Below are 18,252 nucleotides of genomic sequence, written 5' to 3' on the forward strand. Positions count from 1 at the left end.
TGTTACCCCGCGTTGCTCCACCTGGCCGAGGGACGGGCCATATACCGCCGGTCACCGTAGACTTGGGAGCATCCCAGCGCACATCTCGAATCGCGAATCTCGAACGGAACTCGAACAGAAGGGCACCGTCGATGCATGCGAGCAAGGGTGACCGGTTGGTGGTCCACGGACGGACGGTCGGCCAGCAGGACCATGTCGTGGAGATTGTGGAGGTGCTGGGGCCCAACGGCACGCCGCCGTACCGGGTCCGCGCCGAGAACGGCCACGAGACGATCATGTCGCCCGGCCCGGACTCCGTAGTCGACCACCGCAAGGCGTCCGACTGGACCTAGCCTGCCCTTCCACCGCGGCGGAAGCCGGGGTACCGGAGCAGTACCGGCACCCCGGCGCCCCGCAGGGCTAGCTCGGCGGCCGCACCCGTGTCGGGTAGTGGTCCGCCACCACGCGTGCCAGCGCGCCGATCGGGTCCCCCACCACGTACGTCGCGGAGAAGTAGACGTTCCCCAGCACCTCCGCGTATCTCCGCCCGAGCGCCACGTGCCGGGAGAGCTCCGCCGGGTCCTGCCAGGGCGCGGGCTGGGCCGGGTCGCCCGCGCGGTACAGCGCCTCGCCCACGTACAGCCGCACGCCCGTGCCACGCACGGTCTCCGCCCACCACGGCACGAGCTTCGCGTAGTCCGCGGCGGCGAAGCCGATGTGCCAGTACACCTGCGGCACGATGTAGTCGATCCACTCCTCGCGGACCCACTTGCGCGTGTCCGCGCCGAGGTCGTCGTAGGTCTGGACGCCCGCGCGGGTGTCCGAGCCGAGCGGGTCGGTGGAGCGGTTGCGCCAGACCGCGAACGGGCTGATCCCGAACTGCACGTGCCGCTTGCGCCGCTTGATGCGCTCCCCCATCTCCCGCACCAGCCGGTCGATGTTGTCGCGTCGCCAGGCGGCCCGGCCGGGGAAGCCTGCGCCGTAGCGGGCGTACGCGTTGTCGTCGTCGAAGCGCTGCCCGGCCACCGGGTACGGGTAGAAGTAGTCGTCGAAGTGCACGCCGTCGAGGTCGTAGCGGGAGACGGCGTCGAGCATGGCGTCCTGCACGAAGCGGCGCACCTCGGGCAGGCCGGGGTTGTAGTAGAGCTTCCCGCCGTAGGGGACGACCCACTCGGGGTGGATGCGGGCGGGGTGCGTGGGGACGAGCCGGCCGGGGTCGGTGTGGTTGGCGATGCGGTAGGGGTTGAACCAGCCGTGCAGTTCGAGTCTTCGCCGGTGGGCCTCGCGGACGGCGAAGGAGAGCGGGTCCCAGCCCGGGTAGAGCCCTTGAGTGCCCGTCAGGTATTCCGACCACGGCTCGAACGGGGAGGGCCAGAAGGCGTCCGCGGTGGGGCGGATCTGCAGCATCACGGCGTTGAGCCGGCGCTCGACGGCGGTGTCGAACAGGGCGGTCAGCTCGTCCTGCTGCCGCCCGGGCTCCAGGCCCGGCTTCGACGGCCAGTCGACGTTGACGACGGTCGCCGCCCACATGCCCCGGAACTCGCGCCGCCGCCTGGGAGTACCTTCCAGCGGCAGCCGGGGGAGCTCCGCTCCCGCGGGCGCCGGTCCGCTCCCCTGCACCGCTGCCGCCTCGCCGGATGCCAGCATCGCGGAGGACATCATCCCCGCGGCGGCCACGGTGAACCCTCTTCGGGTCATACGCCCCATATGCGGGACCTCTCTTCGCCGTCTCGTCGGATCGGTCACACCGTTCGAGGCCAGCATGCCCGCCCCGGCACCGCCGGGACCGCACGGCGCGGAGTAACGTCTGGAACGAGGCGGAGAGCGCGGCAGGGTACGCGGCGCCCCGCCGGACGACCAAGATCAGCGAAAGGCACGATGTGACGGACACTGTGGCAGACGTAGCGCGTGTCGGGGTGGTGGGCTGCGGCCAGATGGGCGCGGGGATCGCGGAGGTGTGTGCCCGTGCCGGTCTGGACGTCATGGTCGCCGAGACCACCGGTGAGGCCCTGGAGATCGGCCGCACCCGCCTGACCAACTCCCTCGGCAAGGCCGCCGAGCGCGGCAAGATCTCCGAGGAGGAGCGCGACGCGACGCTCGGCCGGCTGAGCTTCACCACCGACCTCGGCGAGTTCGCCGACCGTGATCTGGTCATCGAGGCCGTCGTCGAGAACGAGCAGGTCAAGACCGAGATCTTCCAGGTGCTCGACCAGGTGATCACCCGCCCCGACGCGATCCTGGCCTCCAACACCTCCTCGATCCCGCTGGTGAAGCTGGCCGTCGCCACCTCCCGGCCGGACCGGGTCATCGGCATCCACTTCTTCAACCCGGCCCCGGTGCAGAAGCTCGTGGAGCTCATCCCGGCGCTCACCACCAGCGAGGAAACGATCAAGCGCGCCGACGCGCTGGTCGTCAACGTGCTGGGCAAGCACGCGATCCGCGCCCAGGACCGCTCGGGCTTCGTGGTCAACGCCCTGCTCATCCCGTACCTGCTCTCCGCGATCCGGATGTTCGAGTCGGGCATCGCCAGCCGCGAGGACATCGACAACGGCATGGAGCTCGGCTGCGCCCACCCGATGGGCCCGCTCAAGCTCTCCGACCTCATCGGCCTGGACACCGTGGCCTCGGTCGCCGACAGCATGTACCAGGAGTACAAGGAGCCGCTGTACGCCGCTCCCCCGCTGCTCCAGCGCATGGTCGACGCGGGCCGCCTCGGCCGCAAGTCCGGCTCGGGCTTCTACTCGTACTGATCTCCGTACGGACGTCACGCACCGTCACCGCCGCACACCCGTGTTCGCACGGGGTGTGCGGCGGTGACTCGCATATACCCCCCGCACACGCTCCCGTTCCGCGCCGCCACGCGATTGACTCGGCTCGTCGGACACACAGGAGTCATTCCGGAAGGGGTACGGACCGTGACCATGCATCCCGAGCAGGCCACCAGAACGGCTGAGCTCGCGGAGCTCCGTCGTAGCCTCGACGTCGGCGTCGTCCGCATCGACGGCCACCTCGCCCTCCTCACCCAGCGCAGCGACCAGTCGGAACGCGACCTCACCGAGATGGCGGACCGGGTGCGGGCCCTGGAGCACGGCAAGTGGCCCCTGCCCTCGCTGGCCGCGCTCACCGGGGTCGCCGCCCTGGCCCTAGCCGTCTGGCAGGCGACCGGCCGGTGAGCGCGGGCCCGTCCGGCGGATCATGACGTACGCGCCGGTCCCGGCGACCGTGCGTTCCGCCGGACCCTCACCGCTGTGGCGTGCCACCGCTGCGGCGGGCACGCTTCCTCCGCCGCGGCCGGGCGAAGATCCGCCGGAGCGGCACTAACCGAGCCTGATGTGGTGGAGCAGGAGCAGCGCCGCCGCCATGTTCGCGGCCGGCACCTCACCACGGCCGATCATGTCGGGCACCAGCTTCAGCGGCACCCACTCGCGCCGGTCGGACTCGAAGGCGTCCTCCGGGTCGCCGATGTACTCGGCCTCGTCGGACCAGTAGATGTGGTGCCGGGCGTCGGTGAGGCCGTTGGACGGCTCCACGGACATCAGGTGCCGCAGCGGGCCCGGCCGCCACCCGGTCTCCTCCTCCATTTCGCGGGCCGCCGCGCCGGCGAGGTCCTCGCCGTCCTCGACCACGCCGGCGGCCAGCTCCCAGCCCCAGTTGTCGGTGATGAAGCGGTGCCGCCACAGCAGCAGAACCTCATTGGCCTCGTTGACCACCGTGGCGACGGCGACGGGCCGCAGCCTGATGAGGAAGTGGTCGAGGTGACGGCCGTCGGGGAGTTGAACGTCTGCGAGATTGACCCGGAACCAGCGGTTCGCATAAACCGTCCGTTCCCTGAGATTCTTCCAACGCACGTGTTGCCACCTTCCGCCGAGGTGGCCACCTCCCCGGGCGCTGTCCTCACAGGGGCACGCGCAACGCCCCGTCGATCATCTCGGCGGCCTCGGCAGTGGCCGCACACCCACTTTCGATCAGGTGCTCGCGCACCGCCCGGAGCCGGTCCCGTAAGCGCTGCGATTCCATGCCTCTCGCCTGCTCGGTCATCTCCCGCGCGGTGGCCACCGCCTTGTCCGCGTCTCCTTGACGCAGCTCGATGTGCGTGAGCATGGCGAGCCGGTGGACACGTCCCCGGTCGTGGGCGGGGGTGTCGACGGCCCGGTCCGCGTGCTCACGGGCGGGTCCGAGGTCGCCGAGGCTGAGGAGCGCCTCCGCCACCTGCACGTTCACCAGGCCGGGCTGCACATAGCCGGTCTCGGCGGGCTCCTGGCCGCGGCGGATGCGCTCGGCGGCGGTCTCGGCGCGGCGGATGCAGGCGAGCGCACCGGCCCCGTCGCCGAGCCGGGCGTACGCCTTGGCCTGCATCGCGTAGAGATCGGCCGCGAGGGCCGGGGTCAGCTCCGCGCCCGCGGCCCGCAGCGCGGACTCGGCGAACGCGACGGCCTGCCGGTACTCGCGCATGAACAGCGACTGGTTGACGAGCAGGGCGATGACGTAGCCGCCGAGGCCGCGGTCGCCGCTGGCCTTGGCCAGCCGCAGCGCCTGGTGGAAGTAGCGCTGGGCCAGGCCGTGCGCGTCCGAGTCGTACGCGCAGATGCCGGCTACGGCGACCAGCCCGCCGGTGGCCCGGTGCAGCTGACGGCCCGTCTCGTCGGTGTAGCTGCCGCGCAGCAGCGGGGCCGCCTCGGCGTTGAGGAAGCCGACGACCCGGGCGCGCGTCGCGATGCCGCCGGCCTTGCGGTACATCTGCTCGTAGTGGGTGCGGGCCGCGCGCAGCATCTCGATGTCGTCCATGGAGACCCGGGTGAGGCCGCGCCGGGAGACATCGGCGTCCTCGGGCGGGTTCTCCCACTCCCAGACCGGGATGACGGCGGGGGTCCCGGTGACGGCGGGGGCGGTGACGACGTGCTCGCGCTGCTGCTCGTCGGAGCGCCAGAGGGCGGTGGCCCGCTCGACGAAGCCGGAGAGCGGGGTGTTGGGCAGGCGGGGACTGCCCGGGGTGCCGAGGCCGATGTCGTCGAGGGTCAGCGGGCGGTGCAGCCGCTCGCCGAGCACCTCGCAGATCAGATCCGGCACCTGGCCGCGGGGCCGCTGGCCCTTCAGCCAGCGGGCGACGGCGGTGTGCTCGTACCGCAGGGACAGCCCCCGGGCCCGGCCCGCCGCATTGATGTGGGCGGCCAGACTCGCGTGGGATATGCCTGCTTCGTCGAGGATGGCGTCTAGGAGAGTGTTGGGCTCCATCCTGCCCCTCCGCATGCGCTCGGTGGGCCCAGCGTAGTGGAGATCCCTTCGCACGGGGTGTGAACTGGCCGTGACGGAACGTCAGTTCAGCGGCGGGGGCGGCCCGAGCGGACCAGGCACGGGCGCGGCCCGTGCGCCGCGGCGCGGCGGCGGTCGTTGCTCAGCACCAGCAGCGCGATGTCGTCGGAGAGCCGGCCGCCGGTGTGCCGCAGCAGGGCGGCCTGGACGCGGTCGATGACTCGGGAGGGGACGATAGGCGCCCCGCCGGCGGCATCGCCGAGGGCCCTGGCCAGCGGGAAGAAGGCGCCGGCCGCATCGCGTGCGTCCTCCGCGCCGTCCGTGTGGAGCACCAGGGCGTCCCCGGGCAGCAGCCGGGTCAGGCGGGCGACGGGCAGCTCGGGCGGCAGCGGGAAGAGGCCGAGGGGCGGCAGCGGGTCGCCCCGGCCCACGGCGGCGGCCCGGGCGCCGACGCCGTCGCCGTCCCCGGCCGGGCAGGCGAGGCGGTACGGCCAGGGGTGACCGCAGTTGAGCGCGGTGACCACGCCATCGGGACAGACCTCCAGGAGCAGGAGGGTCACGAACTCCTCGCCCGTCCAGCGCTCCGGTTCGCCCCCGGGCCCGGCCCTCCCCTCGGCGCGGGCCCGCTCGCACAGATGGCGCTGGAGGGCGCGGTCGAGGCGGCGGAGCACGTCCGCGAGGTCGGGCTCGTCGTGGGCGGCCTCGCGGAAGCTGCCGAGGACGGCGGCGACGGTGCCGATGGCGGTGAGGCCGTGGCCGCGGACGTCCCCCATGACGATGCGCACGCCGTACGGCGTGGCCAGCGCCTCGTACAGATCGCCACCGACGAGGGCGCCCTCGCTGACCGAAAGATGGCCGCCGGCGACGGTGATCCCGTCGAGCCGGGGCGGCAGGGGGCGGAGCACCACGCTCTGGGCGGTGGCGGCGACCTCGCGGGCGCGCTCCAGCTCGCGCAGGAGCCGGCGGCGGCGCACGGTGACGGCGCACCCCGCGGCGGCGACGGCGACGATCGCACAGCAGGTGCCGACGCGCATGCCGACGTCCGCGCGCCCGGCCGATCCCAGGGGCACGAGGGCGAGGAGCGCGCAGGCGCCCGCGGCGGCCACGCACTGCCGGCGGCCGGTGCCCGCGCAGGCGATGGCGGGCGCGGCGGCGAGCAGCTGCACGGCCTGGCCGCGGGGGCACAGCAGCTCCCACACGACCACTCCCAGTACCCACAGCCCGGGGAGAGCGAAGACCACCCCCCGCCGCCAGTGCACCGCTCTTGTCCGGATCATGCCGTTGGCCCCCCTAGCAGCAATGACGCCCTCGATTCTCGCGAGTGTTCAGCGCTAAGTAACGACCTGGACCCTCGTTTCCACCCTATTGAGTGATATTCGGACACTCCTGAGCGAGGGAACGCGCGAGGGGCGCACCCGGTTCACCCGGGTGCGCCCCTCGTTCTTGCGGCTTTTTCCGCGGTCTCCCGCGGCTTCATTCAGCCTCGGCCGACTATTTTCGGCCGCCGCGCAGGCGCTCGGCGGCCGTCACGCGGCGTCACCGGCCTCAGGCGCCTCGCAGTACCGCGCCCGTGCGCTCGACGGCCGCGGCGACGGCGGCGTCGCGCGCGGCGGACGCCTCCTCCGCGGTCAGCGTGCGGTCGGCCGCGCGGAAGCGCAGCGCGTAGGCGAGGGACTTCTTGCCCGCACCGAGCTGCTCGCCGGTGAAGACGTCGAACAGGCGCAGCGACTCCAGCAGCTCGCCCGCGCCGGACCGCAGCGCGGCCTCGACGTCGGCGGCCGCGACGGAGGCGTCCACGACGAGCGCGACGTCCTGCGTGGCCACCGGGAAGGAGGACACGTGCGGGGCTGAGACGGCACCGGTGCCGGCCTGCTCCAGGACATCGAGGTCGATCTCCATGGCGCAGGTGCGCTCCGGCAGGCCGAAGGCCTTGATGACGCGCGGGTGCAGCTCACCGGCGGAGCCGGCGAACACCTCGGCGCCGTCGGCCACGGCGTAGAACGCGGCGCAGCGGCCCGGGTGGAACGGCGCGCGCTGGTCCTGGCGGACGATCAGCTCGGCGCCGGCCTCGCGGGCGACGGTGCGGCCGGCCTCGACGGCATCGGCCCAGCCGGCCGGACGGCCCTTGCCCCAGTAGCCGGCGAGCTCGCGGGCCCCGGCGAGGACGACGGCGGCACGGCGCGGCTGCACGGGCAGCGCGGCGTTCAGGCCGGCGATCTCCTCGTCGGTGGGACGGCGGTCGACGGGCAGCCGGACCGGGGTGATCTCCTCGCCCGTGGGCAGGAAGACGAGGCCGGTCTCGAAGAGGGCCAGGTCGTGCTCACCGCGGCTGTCGTTGCGGCGCAGGGCCGCGAACAGGCCCGGCAGCAGCGTGGTGCGCAGCGCCGGCTCGGCCTCGGAGAGCGGGTTGACCAGGCGCACCGTGGTGCGGCGCGCGTCGCCGGCCTCCAGGCCGAGGTGGTCGAGCGCCCAGTCCCCGAGGAAGGGGTAGTTGAGCACCTCGACGTAGCCCGCGCCGGCCAGCGCCCGGCCGGCGCGGCGGTGCAGCCGCTGCCGGTGGGTCAGGCCGCGGCCGGCGGGCGGCGCCGGCAGGGTGGCGGGCAGGTTCTCGTAGCCCTCGAGCCGGATGACCTCTTCGGCGAGGTCGTTCGGGTCGGTGAGGTCGGGGCGCCAGCTCGGGACGGTGACGATCAGCTCGTCCTGCCCGTAGACGTCGCAGCCGACCTCCTGGAGGCGGCGGACGACGGTCTCCCGGCCGTACTCGACACCGGCGACGCGGTCCGGGTGGTCGGCGCGGACGGCGATGGTGCGCGGCCCGCTGGGGGCGGCGAACTCGGTGACGCCGGCCTCGGCGGTGCCGCCCGCGAGCAGCACCAGCAGGTCGACGGTGCGCTGGGCGGCCGCGGAGGCCGCCTGCGGGTCGGTGCCGCGCTCGAAGCGCTTGGCCGCCTCGGAGGGCAGCTTGTGGCGGCGGACGGCGCGAGCGATGGCCGTGGGGTCGAAGTGGGCCGCCTCGATGACGACCTCGGTGGTGCCCTGACCGGCCGCGTGGTCGGCGATCTCGGTCTCGGCGCCGCCCATGACGCCCGCGAGCCCGATCGGGCCGCGGTTGTCGGTGATGACCAGGTCCTCGGCGTCCAGGACGCGCTTGGTGCCGTCGAGGGTGGTCAGCTTCTCGCCGCGCTCGGCGCGGCGCACGCCGATCGGGCCGTCGAGGCGCGAGCGGTCGTAGGCGTGCAGCGGCTGGCCGAGCTCCAGCATCACGTAGTTGGTGATGTCGACGGTCAGCGAGATCGGGCGCATGCCGGCCTTCTGCAGGCGGCGCTGCAGCCAGATCGGGGAGCGGGCCTCGGGGTCGAGACCGGTGACCGTGCGGGCCGTGAAGCGGTCACAGCCGGCCGGATCGGCGATCCGGACGGGGTGGCCGAAGCTGTTGGGCGCGGGCACGTCCAGCAGGGCCGGGTCGCGCAGCGGCAGGCCGTAGGCGGTGGCGGCCTCGCGGGCGATGCCGCGCATCGACAGGCAGTAGCCGCGGTCCGGGGTGACGGCGATGTCCAGGACCTCGTCGACGAGCTGGAGCAGCTCGATGGCGTCGGTGCCGGGCTCGTACTCCTGCGGGAGCACGATGATGCCGTGCGTGCCGTCGTCGCCCATGCCCAGCTCCTCGCCGGAGCAGATCATGCCGTGCGAGGTCTTGCCGTAGGTCTTGCGGGCGGCGATGGCGAAGTCGCCGGGCAGGACGGCGCCGGGCAGCACGACGACGACCTTGTCGCCGACGGAGAAGTTGCGGGCGCCGCAGACGATCTCCTGCGGCTCACCGGTGCCGTTGGCCGTGCCGACGTCGACGGTGCAGAAGCGGATCGGCTTGCGGAAGCCCTCGAGCTCCTCGATGGTGAGGACCTGGCCGACGACCAGGGGGCCCTTCAGGCCGGCGCCGAGGCTCTCGACGCGCTCGACCTCAAGACCCGCGGCGATCAGCTTGGCCTGCACGTCGCGACCGGTCTCACCGGCCGGCAGGTCGACGTATTCCCGCAGCCAGGAAAGCGGGGCGCGCATCAGATCTCCATCCCGAACGGCCGGGTGAAGCGCACGTCACCTTCGACCATGTCTCGCATGTCCTCGACGTTGTGGCGGAACATCAGCAGTCGCTCGATGCCGAACCCGAAGGCGAAGCCGCTGTACTTCTCCGGGTCGATGCCCGCGGCGGTCAGCACGCGGGGGTTGACCATGCCGCAGCCGCCCAGCTCGATCCAGCCCTCGCTGGAGCAGGTGCGGCAGGGGCGGTCGGGGTTGCCGGCCGACTCGCCGCGGCAGACATAGCACTGCATGTCCAGCTCGGCGGAGGGCTCGGTGAAGGGGAAGTAGTTGGGGCGCAGGCGCGTGGTCAGGCCCTCGCCGAACAGCGAGCGCACCATGTGCTCGATGGTGCCCTTGAGGTCGGCCATGGTCAGGCCCTCGTCGATGGCGAGGAGCTCGACCTGGGTGAAGACCGGCGTGTGCGTCGCGTCCAGCTCGTCCATGCGGTAGACGCGGCCGGGGCAGATCACGTAGACGGGCGGCTCGCGGTCGAGCATCGTGCGGACCTGCACCGGGGAGGTGTGGGTGCGCAGCACGACGCCGGACTCGGCCTCCTTGGCCTTCTTGCCCGGAGCCTGGACGAAGAGGGTGTCCTGCATGGCGCGGGCCGGGTGGTCCTGCGCGATGTTGAGGGCGTCGAAGTTGAACCACTCCGTCTCGACCTCGGGGCCCTCGGCGACCTCGTAGCCCATGGCCACGAAGACGTCCTCGATGCGCTCGCAGAGCGTGGTGATCGGGTGGCGGGCGCCGGCCGGAGTGCGGTCGTACGGCAGAGTGACGTCCACCGCCTCCTCGACCAGCACGCGGGCGTCCCGCTCCGCCTCCAGCTCGGCCTGGCGTGCGGCGAAGGCCTTGTTCACGGCACCGCGGGCCATGCCCATGCGCTTGCCGGCCTCGGCCTTGGCGTGCGGCGGCAGGGCGCCGATCTCGCGGTTGGCGAGGGCGAGGGGCGAGCGGTCACCGGCGTGCGCGGCCTTGACCTCGCGCAGGGCGTCGAGGTCGGCGGCCGCGGCGACGGCGGCGAGCGCCTCGTCCCGCATGCGCTCGATCTCTTCCGGTTTCAGTGCCTCGACCTCGACAGGGTCGTACGACTTATTGGGTGCGGACATCTCTTCCCGTGCTTCCGGTTTTGGATGGCTTCGCTTCGCTGCGCGGCTTTGCCCGACGGTTGGGTGCCAAGGTCGTGCCAAAGGTGCCAAAGGTCGAGTCTAAGGGGCGCAAGGGGGTCGGTGGGCCCGCGGGCCGCCCGCTCAGGCCTGGGACAGGAAGGCCGGGGCGCCCACGGGCAGCGTAAATCGGAACCGGGCGCCGCCGCAGGCGGCCCGCTCGACGGTGATCGTCCCGCCGTGGGCCTCGACGATGCCCTTGACGATGTACAGGCCCAGGCCGGTGCCGCCGCGCTTGCTGCCCCGCCAGAAGCGGGTGAAGACGCGGCTCATCGACTCCTCGGGGATGCCGGGCCCCTCATCGCTCACCGTGACCGCCGTACCTTCCGTGCCCTCCGGCCGTGCCTTCAGCAGCGCCGGCGCCACCTCTATCGTGACGCGTCCCTCGCCGTGGCGCACCGCGTTTTCCAGGAGGTTGCCGAGAACCTGGTCGACCTTGTCGGGATCGGCCCAGAGGGCGGGCAGGGGGGCGGCGACCTTGACCTCGAAGCGGTCGGGGCGGTGGCCCGCCGTGGTGTACGCCTGGACGTGGCGGCGGACGGCCGCGACGATGTCGACCGGCTGGCGGCGCAGCTCCAGGCGGCCGGAGTCGATCCGGGAGATGTCGAGCAGCTCGGCGATCAGCCGGGTGACGCGGTCGGCGTCGGCGTCGACGGTCTCCAGCATCAGGCGCTTCTGGTCGTCGGTGAACCGCTCCCACTTGGCGAGGAGCGTGGCCGTGAAGCCCTTGACGGAGGTGAGCGGCGAGCGCAGCTCGTGGGCGACGGTGGCGATGAGCTCGGCGTGGCTGCGCTCGGTGCGGCGGCGGGCGTCGGTGCCGCGCAGCTGGACGACGAGGCGGCGCAGGGGTCCGGCGGGGCGCTCGCGTACGTAGCGCACGGAGACGAGGACCTCCCGGCCGCCGGGGAGGAGCAGATTCCGCTCGGGCTGGCCCACCCGGGTGGCCAGGCCGCCGTACGGGTCGGTGAGCGGCCACCAGCGGCGGCCGTCCAGGTCCTCCAGGGGCAGGGCGCTCTCCAGGGGGCGGCCGATCGCCTCGTCGGGCCGGACCGCGGTGATCCGGGCCGCGGCGGCGTTGAAGCAGGTGACGCGGCCGTTCTCATCGGCGACGACGAGGCCGTCGGGGAGCTCGTCGGGGTGCAGGCCGAGGCCCGCGGGCCCCTGGGCGGGCGCTCCCCCGGAGCCGTCCTGCCCGTGGGATCCGTGCGGCGCAGGGTCCGCCGCCGGAGCGGCGTCGGCCACGCCCCCGGAAGTCCTGACGTTCGTCATCCGCACCCCCTCCCGATCCCCCGGGGGGCAACCCTACTAGCTGAAGGTCACGGAGCGGCACCCTCCGGGTGCACGCTGCGCACGGGCGGAGGCGTAGAGGCACACGGCGGCGGCCGTCGCGAGGTTCAGGCTCTCGGCCTTGCCGTGGATGGGAACGCGCACCACGGCGTCGGCGAGCGCGCGGGTCTCCTCCGGCAGGCCCCACGCCTCGTTGCCGAAGACCCAGGCCGTGGGCCCGCCCATGGTGCCCCGGTCCAGCTCGGCGTCCAGGTCGCGGTCGCCCGCGCCGTCGGCGGCGAGGATGCGGGCGCCGACGCCCTGCAGGCCGCTCACGACCTGCTCGACGGGGACGCCCACGGCGACCGGCAGGTGGAAGAGCGAGCCGACCGAGGCCCGTACGGCCTTGGGGTTGTAGAGGTCCACGGAGGCGTCGGTGAGCACGACGGCGTCCGCACCGGCGGCGTCGGCGCAGCGCAGGACGGTGCCGGCGTTGCCGGGGTCGCGCACGTGGGCGAGGACGGCGACCAGGCGGGGCCGGCCGGCCAGGATCTCCTCGAAGGGCGTGTCCAGGAAGCGGCAGAGGCCGACGATGCCCTGCGGGGTGACGGTGTCGGACATCTCGGCGATGACCTCGTCCGTCGCGGTCAGGACGGGTACCCCGGCGGCGCGGGCGGCGTCGACGATGTCCGCGTGGCGCCCGGCGGCGTCCGGCGTCACATACACCTCGACGAGATGGCCTATGGCCTCGCGGACGGACTGCGGCCCTTCGGCGATGAAGCGGCGTTCCTTGGCGCGGAAGCTGCGCTTGGCGAGACGGCGGGCCGCGATGACACGGGGCGATCGCAGGGAGGTCAGCTCGGGGGCCGCCATGGGCTCACTTTCGGTTGCTGGTGTGCGCGGTGCGGTGCCGGGCCGGCACCGGGAGGGGTTTCCTGAGGCCGGACACGAGCGGACCCGCAGGCCGTGGGCCTGCGGGTCCGGTCAGCAACAGCCTCGGGGCGCCGGTCAGGCAGCGGCCTTCGGGGCGTTGACGTCGGCCGGCAGGGCCTTCTGGGCGACCTCGACGAGCGCGGCGAACGCGTTCATGTCGTTGACGGCCAGGTCGGCGAGGATCTTGCGGTCCACCTCGATGTTGGCGGCCTTCAGACCCTGGATCAGGCGGTTGTACGTCATGCCGTTCTGGCGGGCAGCGGCGTTGATGCGCTGGATCCACAGCTGACGGAAGTCGCCCTTGCGCTTCTTGCGGTCGTTGTAGTTGTAGACCAGGGAGTGGGTGACCTGCTCCTTGGCCTTGCGGTACAGGCGCGACCGCTGGCCGCGGTAGCCGCTGGCCGCCTCGAGGATCGCCCGACGCTTCTTGTGCGCGTTGACTGCGCGCTTGACGCGTGCCACTTGTTAACTCCTTGTAGCGGGGCCGTGGTGGATTCTCACACGACCCGAATTCGATTGGGTCCCGGTGTGGACGTGCGGCCGAAGCCGGAACGTCACTTGCCGAGAAGCTTCTTGATCTTCTTGGCGTCGGCCGGGGCCATCTCGGCGTTGCCGGTGAGGCGACGCGTCAGGCGGGACGACTTGTGCTCGAGCAGGTGGCGCTTGCCGGCGCGCTCGCGCAGGACCTTGCCGGAGCCGGTGACCTTGAAGCGCTTCTTGGCACCGCTGTGCGTCTTGTTCTTCGGCATAGCGCCGTTCTCTCCTCGTCGGTGGCACTCCCCCGGCCGGATCAGGGCGCACGGGAGTGTCATCTGTTTCGGTTGGTGTCCGGGGCGGATGCCCCGGGGGTCATCCGGGGCGCGGGGCGCCCCCGGATCACGCCTCTGCGGGCTCCTCGGCGGCGTCCGCGGGCGAGACGCCGGAGCGCTCCGCCTTACGGGCGGCCTGTGCCTCGCGGGCTTCGGCCATCGCCTCGGTCTTCTTCTTGTGCGGACCGAGGACCATGATCATGTTGCGGCCGTCCTGCTTCGGGTTCGACTCGACGAAACCGAGGTCCTGGACGTCCTCCGCCAGACGCTGCAGCAGTCGGTAGCCGAGCTCCGGCCGGGACTGCTCGCGACCACGGAACATGATCGTGATCTTGACCTTGTCGCCCTGCTTGAGGAACCGGACGACGTGACCCTTCTTGGTGTCATAGTCGTGCGGGTCGATCTTCGGCCGGAGCTTCATCTCCTTGATGACCGTGTGCGCCTGGTTCTTGCGCGCCTCACGGGCCTTCATGGCCGACTCGTACTTGAACTTCCCGTAGTCCATGAGCTTGCAGACCGGCGGACGGGCGTTCGCCGCCACCTCGACGAGGTCGAGGTCGTACTCCTGCGCAAGCTCCAGTGCCTTGGCAAGCGGCACGATGCCGACCTGCTCGCCACTGGGACCGACAAGTCGCACCTCGGGGACTCGAATCCGGTCGTTGATGCGGGGCTCGGCGCTGATGGATCCTCCTCGGTAGCACCACGCGGCGGCCTGGCGGGCGGCCACGTAACGTCTTTTCGTAAGACCAACCGCGCCGGTGCAACAAAAAATGCCCCGACGGGACACAGGCGGGGCTCCATGAAACCGGAACACCGCCACGGCGTGCCGCGGGGCGCATATCGGGCAGCTCCATCGTCCGTACGGAACGATGGGCACCGCCTGACCGGGGACCTGCCGACCTGTGGTCGGGCGAGGTGGGAGAACGGAGCTCCACTTGTGGGCCGGACACATGAGTGTCCAGCCGGTCGTGTGCACAACCCTAGCAGTGTTGTCACGAAGTGCGCCAACCCGCGGCGAACCGATTCCTCACCGGCACGTATCGTGTCCGCCATGAGCGACGACGCGACCCCCACCGGCGAGAAGCCGGACTTCGACACCATGACCCGTGACATCGCGGACGTTCCCGCGGTCGAGGTGATCACCACGGTCGCGGTGCACCTGATGAGCTCGGCGGCGGTCAACCTCGGCCTCGCCGAGGAGGGCGAGCAGCACAAGGACCTCGACGAGGCCCGCAAGCTGATCACCGCGCTCGCCGGGCTCGTGACCGCCGGTGCGACCGAGATCAGCAACTTCCACGCCGGACCGCTGCGCGACGGGCTGAAGTCCCTCCAGCTGGCCTTCCGCGAGGCGTCCGTCGTGCAGGACGAACCGGGTCAGGGGCCCGGCGAGAAGTTCACGGGCCCCGTCTTCGGCTGAGCCCCCTCTTTCCCGGGAGGCTGTGGCGCCCCGGTCAGGCCAGGCCCGTCGGACCCGCCTGATCGGGGCGCTCCCCGCCCTCCCCGCCCTCGTCCCCGTCGCCGCGGTCCTCCCGCGGCCCGGGGCGCTCCTCCGTCGGGTGCGCGGCCGTCGTCGGCCCCTTCGGGTAGTGCGGCACCGCCAGGTCGTCCGCGAGGTTCGCGGGGCTGAACGGTGGATGCGTGACCCGGTGCGCGCACGCCGCCAGGCCGCCGCCGATCAGCGGCGCGACGATGAACAACCACAGCTGGGACAGCGCGCCCCCGCCCGCGAACAGCGCCGGCCCCAGACTCCGCGCCGGGTTGACCGAGGTCCCCGTCAGCGGGATGCCCACCAGGTGGATCACCGCGAGGGCCAGGCCGATGGGCAGGCCGTCGAAGCCCACCAGCGCGATCTTGTGGGTCACCGCGAGCACCACGAAGACCAGCAGGAAGGTCAGGACGACCTCCGCGAGGAACGCACCGCCCGTGTTCAGGTGCACCGCCGAGCGCTTGCCCCAGCCGTTGCTGCCGAACGCGCCGTCCGTCCTCAGCCCCGGCACCTGCTTGGCCAGCAGGAACAGCAGCGCCGCGCCCACGATGCCGCCGAGCAGCTGCGCCACCCAGTACTCGATCGCCGTGCGCAGCGCGATCCGGCCCTCCAGCAGCATGCCGAGCGTCACCGCCGGATTGACGTGGCAGCCCGACACCGGGCCCAGCGCGTAGCAGAGGGCCAGCAGGACGAAGCCGAAGGCCAGGGCGATGCCGAGGACTCCGATGTAGTCGGCCGCGAGGACCGCGGAGCCGACGGCGAAGAAGACCAGCAGCAGAGTGCCGAGGAACTCGGCGGCGACGGTTCTCGTCTCCACGGAGTCGAGACTTGCGGCCCCCAGCTTCACGTCCATGGCGCCCTCCAGGGATCTCGTGGACCTCTTCGCATTGTCGGTCGATCCACGGCGGGGCGCCTGTCGGCCTGCGGCCGGCTCTGCGGGTGAAGACCCGGCTGGTGACTCAGCGGGTGCTTCAGCGGGTGATTCAGCGGGTGAAGAGGGGCTCCCCGGGGACGGAGGCGCCGGGCGGCAGCAGGGCCAGGTCGAGGCCGCGCACGAGGCGGGCCCGCAGGACCTCGTCGGAGGCCAGCGCCTCGGCGATGCGCTGCACCGTGCCGGAGACCTCGGCCTCGCCGGCCAGGGCCAGGGCCAGCGTGCCGTCCGCCTCCCGCGACGGAGCCAGGTGGGCGCTCCGCACTGCCGGCTCGGCGGTGAGGACCGTGCGGAGCGCCTCCGCCACGGCCGGGTCGGTGAGCGGGTCGATGCTCGCGCGGCCCTCCGCGAGGGCCAGCAGGGCGGGGCCCGTCAGCTGGTACGGCACGGGGCCGGCCATGTCCAGGATGATCGTGTCGGCCTTCTCGTGCGCGGCCGCCTGCAGGGCCTGGTGCAGGGGTACGGCCACGGGGCGGGCGTCGGCGCGCCAGCGCGCCAGCGACTCGGTCGAGGTGAAGGCGGGGAGCGCCTTACGGCCGTCCGGGGCCTGCAGCGTCGGTACGGCCATGTCGCTGGTCTTCTCGCGCTTCAGCCCGTCCGGGCCCGTCTCGGCCTCGCCGAGCACGGCCACGACAGGTACGAGCAGCCGGGAGCCGCGCAGCGCGGCGAGCACGCGAGCCTCGGCGCCGCCGTCCCGCTCCGCGGACCATGCCGCGAGTGCGGCGGTCAGCTCCGCATCGGCGGAACCGTCGTCGTCGGAGAACCCGGGGTCAGGAATATTCTTCAGCGCCACCCGAAGAGTCTATGGGCCGCACCTGACGTCTTACGGGGCGCCCCCGGCCGGGCGGAATCCCGCCGCAACGGCGCGCAACCGTGACGGTGGAACCCGGCGGTGCCGGACCGGCCTCAAGCCGAGGACTGCCCGGCACCGCCGGACCACGCCGCGGGGGCTGAGCACCGTCGCGGCGGGAGGGAGTCCCGGGCACAGGCCTCAGGCCGTACGGCGGCGGCCCCTCCACAGCGTGGCTGCCGTGGCCAGGAGGAGTACGCCCAGGGCGCCCGCGGCCGGGGCCGCGTAGTCCGGGGCGTCCCGGGGCACGGGGGGCCGGCCGGCCGGGCCGGAGGTGCCGAAGTACGGGCTGCTGTATTCGCGCGTGGCCCGGGGGCGCAGCGCCTCCGGCGCAAGGTCCGCGCCGCGGGCGATGGCCGCGGCGGGGTCCACCACGCCCGCCCCCAGCGCGTCGCTGCGCCCGCCGGGCGGCGCGTCGCGGGCGGTGTCGACGAGGAGCCGGCGGATCTGGGCGGGGGTCAGGCCCGGGTGCGCGGAGCGGACGAGCGCGACCGCGCCGGAGACGAAGGCGGCCGCGGCGCTCGTGCCCCAGCCCTCGTAGTAGTGCCGGTCGGGGTCGGCGATGACGACGTCGACGCCGGGCGCGCTGACGGCCGCGTACCACCGGCGCGTGGAGAACGCGGCCCGGCTGCCGTAGCGGTCGACGGCGGTCACGGCGATGACGCCGGGGTAGGCGGCCGGGTAGGAGACGTGGTCGCCCTGTTCGCCGCCGTTGCCGGCGGAGGCGACGACGACGGCGCCCTTGCCGAGGGCGTACTGGACGGCGGCGTCCTCCTGGGGCTCGGGGTGGGCGGTGTCGCTGTCGTCGCCGAGGGAGAGGTTGATGACCTGGGCCCCGTGGTCGGCGGCCCAGCGGATGCCGTCGGCGAGGGCGTTGCCCCGCCCGCTGCGCGCCTTGGCCCGGGAGGGGTCGCCGTCTTCGAGGATCACCCGCACGGGAAGGATCTTCGCTTCGGGGGCGACGCCGACCACGCCGTCCGTGCCGTCCGCCCCGTGCCCCCGCCCGGCGATGATGCCGGCCATGGCGGTGCCGTGCCGGGCCCAGGCGCGGTCGCCGGGCCCGGCGCCGAAGCCGATGAGGTCCTTGCCGGGGAGGACCTGCCCGGCGAGGTCGGGGTGGCCGTCGTCGACGCCGGTGTCGAGGACTGCGACGGTGATGCCGGCGCCCTTGGTGGTCTGCCAGGCCTCCTCGGCGTGGAGGGCGTCGAGCGCCCATTCCTGGACGCGTATGGAGTCGGCGTGCGCGGTCCCGGCGGCCGGCAGCACGGCGAGCGCGGCGGCGAGGACGGCCGTGAGCAGGGGCGCGGGGCGCCGGGCTCCGTGCGCAGCCGGGTGGCGCCTGCGCCCCCGGAGCAGGGCGGCGGTCACCGGGAGCCCTCCTGGGCGGTCGTCTGCCGCACGGCCTGCCGGAAGCCGGTCTCGACGCGCCCGGCGAGGGCGGCGGCCTCGTGGCCGAGTCCGGCCTGCGCGGGGGCGGTGGTGGCGTCGGGGCGGGTGGCGAGGGG

General features: G+C 73.0%; 18 protein-coding genes. 4 read left to right on the forward strand and 14 right to left on the reverse strand.

The features are described 5' to 3' along the window. The first annotated feature begins 131 nt into the window (after positions 1–131). Complete coding sequence (locus tag IF61_RS0130865; RefSeq protein WP_030369858.1) at positions 132–332, forward strand: DUF1918 domain-containing protein; 201 nt, start codon at positions 132–134, stop codon at positions 330–332. 67 nt (positions 333–399) lie between these two features. Here the strand turns inward: IF61_RS0130865 and IF61_RS0130870 are convergent, their stop codons facing one another. After that, positions 400–1,686, reverse strand: a complete 1,287-nt coding sequence (locus tag IF61_RS0130870; protein ID WP_030369859.1) for a glycoside hydrolase family 10-like protein — start codon at positions 1,684–1,686, stop codon at positions 400–402. 185 nt (positions 1,687–1,871) lie between these two features. Between IF61_RS0130870 and IF61_RS0130875 the strand changes: the two genes are divergently transcribed. Both IF61_RS0130875 and IF61_RS0130880 read left to right on the forward strand, forming a co-directional pair. Next, positions 1,872–2,729 carry a 3-hydroxybutyryl-CoA dehydrogenase gene (locus tag IF61_RS0130875; protein WP_030369860.1) on the forward strand — a complete coding sequence of 286 codons (858 nt, stop codon included), beginning with the start codon at positions 1,872–1,874 and terminating at the stop codon, positions 2,727–2,729. A gap of 171 nt (positions 2,730–2,900) precedes the next feature. Then, positions 2,901–3,152, forward strand: a complete 252-nt coding sequence (locus tag IF61_RS0130880) for a hypothetical protein (RefSeq protein ID WP_030369861.1) — start codon at positions 2,901–2,903, stop codon at positions 3,150–3,152. A 144-nt stretch (positions 3,153–3,296) separates the two neighbouring features. On the opposite strand, the gene IF61_RS0130885 is transcribed toward IF61_RS0130880, so the two are convergent. The 10 genes from IF61_RS0130885 to infC form a co-directional block, all read right to left on the reverse strand. Next, positions 3,297–3,827 (reverse strand): NUDIX hydrolase, encoded by a 531-nt coding sequence (locus IF61_RS0130885; protein ID WP_030369862.1) that lies wholly within the window; start codon positions 3,825–3,827, stop codon positions 3,297–3,299. 46 nt (positions 3,828–3,873) lie between these two features. Beyond that, a complete protein-coding gene (locus IF61_RS0130890) occupies positions 3,874–5,211 on the reverse strand; it encodes a tetratricopeptide repeat protein (protein ID WP_030369863.1) in 1,338 nt (445 codons plus the stop codon). Positions 5,212–5,297: 86 nt separating this feature from the next. Beyond that, the gene (locus tag IF61_RS0130895) at positions 5,298–6,506 is read right to left on the reverse strand and encodes a PP2C family protein-serine/threonine phosphatase (protein WP_030369864.1); all 1,209 of its coding nucleotides are present in this window, start codon (positions 6,504–6,506) and stop codon (positions 5,298–5,300) included. Positions 6,507–6,774: 268 nt separating this feature from the next. Beyond that, entirely contained in the window at positions 6,775–9,285 is a 2,511-nt protein-coding gene (gene pheT / locus IF61_RS0130900) for a phenylalanine--tRNA ligase subunit beta (protein WP_030369865.1), read from the reverse strand. After that, positions 9,285–10,415, reverse strand: a complete 1,131-nt coding sequence (pheS, locus tag IF61_RS0130905) for a phenylalanine--tRNA ligase subunit alpha (protein WP_030369866.1) — start codon at positions 10,413–10,415, stop codon at positions 9,285–9,287. Before pheS ends, pheT begins: the two co-directional genes overlap by 1 nt. A gap of 141 nt (positions 10,416–10,556) precedes the next feature. Continuing rightward, a complete protein-coding gene (locus IF61_RS0130910; RefSeq protein ID WP_043191543.1) occupies positions 10,557–11,741 on the reverse strand; it encodes a sensor histidine kinase in 1,185 nt (394 codons plus the stop codon). A gap of 36 nt (positions 11,742–11,777) precedes the next feature. Next, positions 11,778–12,611, reverse strand: coding sequence for a TrmH family RNA methyltransferase (locus IF61_RS0130915; protein WP_030369868.1), 834 nt, complete (start codon positions 12,609–12,611; stop codon positions 11,778–11,780). Between the two features lie 135 nt (positions 12,612–12,746). After that, positions 12,747–13,133 carry a 50S ribosomal protein L20 gene (gene rplT / locus IF61_RS0130920; RefSeq protein WP_030369869.1) on the reverse strand — a complete coding sequence of 129 codons (387 nt, stop codon included), beginning with the start codon at positions 13,131–13,133 and terminating at the stop codon, positions 12,747–12,749. Between the two features lie 92 nt (positions 13,134–13,225). After that, on the reverse strand, positions 13,226–13,420 hold the full coding sequence (gene rpmI / locus IF61_RS0130925; protein WP_030369870.1) for a 50S ribosomal protein L35: 195 nt from the start codon (positions 13,418–13,420) through the stop codon (positions 13,226–13,228). A gap of 127 nt (positions 13,421–13,547) precedes the next feature. Next, on the reverse strand, positions 13,548–14,207 hold the full coding sequence (infC, locus tag IF61_RS0130930; RefSeq protein ID WP_030369871.1) for a translation initiation factor IF-3: 660 nt from the start codon (positions 14,205–14,207) through the stop codon (positions 13,548–13,550). A 324-nt stretch (positions 14,208–14,531) separates the two neighbouring features. On the opposite strand from infC, the gene IF61_RS0130935 reads away from it, so the two are divergent. Further along, complete coding sequence (locus IF61_RS0130935) at positions 14,532–14,897, forward strand: DUF1844 domain-containing protein (RefSeq protein WP_030369872.1); 366 nt, start codon at positions 14,532–14,534, stop codon at positions 14,895–14,897. Positions 14,898–14,931: 34 nt separating this feature from the next. Here IF61_RS0130935 and IF61_RS0130940 read toward each other — a convergent pair whose 3' ends face one another. The 3 genes from IF61_RS0130940 to mycP all read right to left on the reverse strand — a co-directional run bounded on the left by IF61_RS0130940 (position 14,932) and on the right by mycP (position 18,115). After that, entirely contained in the window at positions 14,932–15,819 is an 888-nt protein-coding gene (locus tag IF61_RS0130940) for an MIP family channel protein (RefSeq protein ID WP_078660646.1), read from the reverse strand. Positions 15,820–15,949: 130 nt separating this feature from the next. Then, a complete protein-coding gene (locus IF61_RS0130945; protein WP_030369874.1) occupies positions 15,950–16,690 on the reverse strand; it encodes an SseB family protein in 741 nt (246 codons plus the stop codon). Positions 16,691–16,888: 198 nt separating this feature from the next. Next, entirely contained in the window at positions 16,889–18,115 is a 1,227-nt protein-coding gene (gene mycP, locus IF61_RS0130950) for a type VII secretion-associated serine protease mycosin (protein ID WP_030369875.1), read from the reverse strand. Positions 18,116–18,252: the final 137 nt, after the last annotated feature.

It is taken from the genome of Streptomyces roseoverticillatus, assembly GCF_000719265.1.
Lineage (GTDB): Bacteria > Actinomycetota > Actinomycetes > Streptomycetales > Streptomycetaceae > Streptomyces > Streptomyces roseoverticillatus.

What these genes read in the sequence shown, in the direction of transcription:
- IF61_RS0130865 (WP_030369858.1), top strand. Translation starts at nt 132, where the DNA reads ATGCATGCGAGCAAGGGTGACCGGTTGGTGGTCCACGGACGGACGGTC.
- IF61_RS0130870 (WP_030369859.1), bottom strand. Translation starts at nt 1,686, where the DNA reads ATGGGGCGTATGACCCGAAGAGGGTTCACCGTGGCCGCCGCGGGGATG.
- IF61_RS0130880 (WP_030369861.1), top strand. Translation starts at nt 2,901, where the DNA reads ATGCATCCCGAGCAGGCCACCAGAACGGCTGAGCTCGCGGAGCTCCGT.
- IF61_RS0130890 (WP_030369863.1), bottom strand. Translation starts at nt 5,211, where the DNA reads ATGGAGCCCAACACTCTCCTAGACGCCATCCTCGACGAAGCAGGCATA.
- IF61_RS0130895 (WP_030369864.1), bottom strand. Translation starts at nt 6,506, where the DNA reads ATGATCCGGACAAGAGCGGTGCACTGGCGGCGGGGGGTGGTCTTCGCT.
- pheT (WP_030369865.1), bottom strand. Translation starts at nt 9,285, where the DNA reads ATGCGCGCCCCGCTTTCCTGGCTGCGGGAATACGTCGACCTGCCGGCC.
- pheS (WP_030369866.1), bottom strand. Translation starts at nt 10,415, where the DNA reads ATGTCCGCACCCAATAAGTCGTACGACCCTGTCGAGGTCGAGGCACTG.
- IF61_RS0130910 (WP_043191543.1), bottom strand. Translation starts at nt 11,741, where the DNA reads ATGACGAACGTCAGGACTTCCGGGGGCGTGGCCGACGCCGCTCCGGCG.
- IF61_RS0130915 (WP_030369868.1), bottom strand. Translation starts at nt 12,611, where the DNA reads ATGGCGGCCCCCGAGCTGACCTCCCTGCGATCGCCCCGTGTCATCGCG.
- rpmI (WP_030369870.1), bottom strand. Translation starts at nt 13,420, where the DNA reads ATGCCGAAGAACAAGACGCACAGCGGTGCCAAGAAGCGCTTCAAGGTC.
- IF61_RS0130935 (WP_030369872.1), top strand. Translation starts at nt 14,532, where the DNA reads ATGAGCGACGACGCGACCCCCACCGGCGAGAAGCCGGACTTCGACACC.
- IF61_RS0130940 (WP_078660646.1), bottom strand. Translation starts at nt 15,819, where the DNA reads ATGGACGTGAAGCTGGGGGCCGCAAGTCTCGACTCCGTGGAGACGAGA.